Annotated in this window: 3 protein-coding genes; all 3 read left to right on the forward strand. The window is 67.6% G+C overall.

The features are described 5' to 3' along the window. Positions 1-1,053: urea ABC transporter permease subunit UrtC (gene urtC / locus JYJ84_RS33325; protein WP_205190032.1), on the forward strand; the 1,053-nt coding region annotated here is incomplete at its 5' end. Beyond that, complete coding sequence (gene urtD / locus JYJ84_RS33330) at positions 1,050-1,907, forward strand: urea ABC transporter ATP-binding protein UrtD (RefSeq protein WP_175222827.1); 858 nt, start codon at positions 1,050-1,052, stop codon at positions 1,905-1,907. The genes urtC and urtD, both read left to right, overlap by 4 nt. Before the next feature lie 4 nt (positions 1,908-1,911). Beyond that, positions 1,912-2,604 carry an urea ABC transporter ATP-binding subunit UrtE gene (gene urtE, locus JYJ84_RS33335; RefSeq protein ID WP_174957069.1) on the forward strand — a complete coding sequence of 231 codons (693 nt, stop codon included), beginning with the start codon at positions 1,912-1,914 and terminating at the stop codon, positions 2,602-2,604. Positions 2,605-2,775 lie beyond the last annotated feature (171 nt).

Raw genomic sequence — 2,775 nt, forward strand, 5'->3', positions numbered from 1 at the left:
GCGCTGATCGCGCTATGTATCGCGATCGGCATCGGCGTGCCGCTCGCCGCACTCGTCGCGCCCGAGTCGAGCGCGTTCCATCTGTCCGCGTACGCGATGACGCTCACCGGCAAGCTGATGTGCTACGCAATCGCCGCGCTCGCGCTCGATCTCGTGTGGGGCTACTGCGGGATCCTGAGCCTCGGCCACGGGCTGTTCTTCGCGCTCGGCGGCTATGCGATCGGCATGTACCTGATGCGCGAGATCGGCCGCGACGGCAAGTACGGCAGCGACCTGCCCGACTTCATGGTGTTCCTCGACTGGCACCAGTTGCCGTGGTACTGGAGCGGCACGCAGCATCTCGCGTGGGCGCTCGCGCTCGTCGTGCTCGTGCCGGCCGTGCTCGCGTGGGTGTTCGGCTTCTTCACGTTCCGCTCGCGCGTGAAGGGCGTGTACCTGTCGATCATCACGCAGGCCATGACGTTCGCCGCGATGCTGCTGTTCTATCGCAACGAGACGGGCTTCGGCGGCAACAACGGCTTCACCGACTTCAAGCGCATCGCCGGCTTCGCGATCACGTCGCCCGGCACGCGCACGGTGCTGTTGCTGCTGACGTTCGCGACGCTCGTGCTCGCGTTCATCGCCGCGCGTGCGATCGTCACGAGCAAGCTCGGGCGTGTCGTCACCGCGGTGCGCGACGGCGAGACGCGGCTGATGTTCCTCGGCTACAGCCCGCTCGCGTACAAGCTGTTCGTGTGGACCGTGTCGGCCGTGCTGTGCGGCATCGCGGGCGCGCTGTACGTGCCGCAGGTCGGCATCATCAACCCCGGCGAGATGTCGCCCGGCAACTCGATCGAGATGGCGATCTGGGTCGCGGTGGGCGGGCGCGGCACGCTGATCGGGCCGATCGTCGGCGCGTTCGCGGTGAACGGCGCGAAGAGCTTCTTTACCGCGTACTTCGCCGAATACTGGCTGTTCTTCCTCGGCCTGATCTTCGTGCTCGTGCCGCTGCTGCTGCCGCGCGGGATCATGGGCCTCGTCGAAACCGTGCTCGCGAAGGGGAAACGCGCATGAACGGAACGGCCCTCTACCAATTCACGCCGCCGCCCGAGGACGAAGGGCTGGCCGTCAGCGGCACCGCATCGATGGGGCGCGTGGTGCAGCCCGGCATCGACACGTCGCACGGCACGATCCTCTATCTCGAAGACATCGAAGTGAGCTTCGACGGCTTCCGCGCGCTGAAGAAACTGTCGCTCGCGATCGACGCGGGCGAGCTGCGCTGCGTGATCGGACCGAACGGTGCGGGCAAGACCACGATGATGGACGTGATCACCGGCAAGACGCGCCCCGATGCGGGCAAGGTGTTTCTCGGCCAGACGCTCGACCTCGCGCGAATGACCGAGCCCGAGATCGCACGCGCGGGCATCGGCCGCAAGTTCCAGAAGCCGACCGTGTTCGAACAGCATCCGGTGTGGGAGAACCTCGAGCTCGCGATGCAGACCGACAAGGGCTGGCTCGCGTCGCTGCGCACGCGGCTCGACCGTGCCGCGCAGGCGAAGATCGAGGAGACGCTCGCGCTGATCGGCCTCGAAAGCCACGCCTTCCGCGCGGCCGGCGAGCTGTCGCACGGGCAGAAGCAGCGGCTCGAGATCGGCATGCTGCTGATGCAGCGCCCCGCGCTGCTGCTGCTCGACGAGCCGGCGGCCGGGATGACCGATCACGAGACGATGGAACTCGCCGAACTGCTGAACACGCTGCGCGGTACCTGCTCGATGATGGTCGTCGAACACGACATGGAATTCGTCGCGGCGCTCGCGGGCGACACGGGCCGCGTGACGGTGATGGCCGAAGGCGCGGTGCTCGCGCAAGGCACGCTCGATCAGGTCAAGCGCGACGACGCGGTGATCGAGTCTTACCTCGGACGATGATGCGATGCTGAAGATCGATGCACTGAACCAGTACTACGGCGGCAGCCATATCCTGCGCAACGTGAGCCTTGCCGCCGACGACGGCAAGCTCACCGTGCTGCTCGGCCGCAACGGCGTCGGCAAGAGCACGTTGCTGCGCTGCCTGATGGGCGTCGTCGCCGCAAAGAGCGGCAGCGTGTCGTGGCGCGGCACGGCACTCGGCGCGATGCCGCCGTATGCGCGCGTCGCGGCCGGGCTCGCGTACGTGCCGCAGGGCCGCGACATCTTTCCGCGGCTGACCGTCGAGGAAAACCTGCTCGTCGGCGCGGCGAGCCGGAAAGCGCCGTCCAGGGTGCCCGACCGGATCTACGATCTGTTCCCCGTGTTGAAGGACATGCGCGCGCGGCGCGGGGGCGACCTGTCGGGCGGCCAGCAGCAGCAGCTCGCGATCGGCCGCGCGCTGATGAGCGAGCCGCAGCTGCTGATCCTCGACGAGCCGACCGAAGGCATCCAGCCGTCGATCATCCAGGACATCGGCCGCACGCTGCGCCAGTTGGTCGATGAATCGAGGATGACCGTGCTGCTCGTCGAGCAGTATTACGACTTCGCCCAATCGATCGCCGACAGATACTGGGTGATGAGCCGCGGCGAGATTGTCGCGGGCGGCGACGCGCGGGACATGGAAGCGAACGGCGTGCGCGAGCTGATCGCGGTGTAGCGGGCAACGAGGCTCGGAGCGGCGTCGCGTCCGAAGATCGACCCGACGCATCGATCCGGTGCCTCGCCGAACGGCGCATGTCGGGCACGCGCCAGCGATGTGCGGCACGGCGCGAGACCGGCGTTGCCACGCCCCGCAACGCGGGCACCGAAGCGTATATTGTTGCGGTAG

The organism is Burkholderia sp. LMG 13014, assembly GCF_905232215.1.
Classification (GTDB): domain Bacteria; phylum Pseudomonadota; class Gammaproteobacteria; order Burkholderiales; family Burkholderiaceae; genus Burkholderia.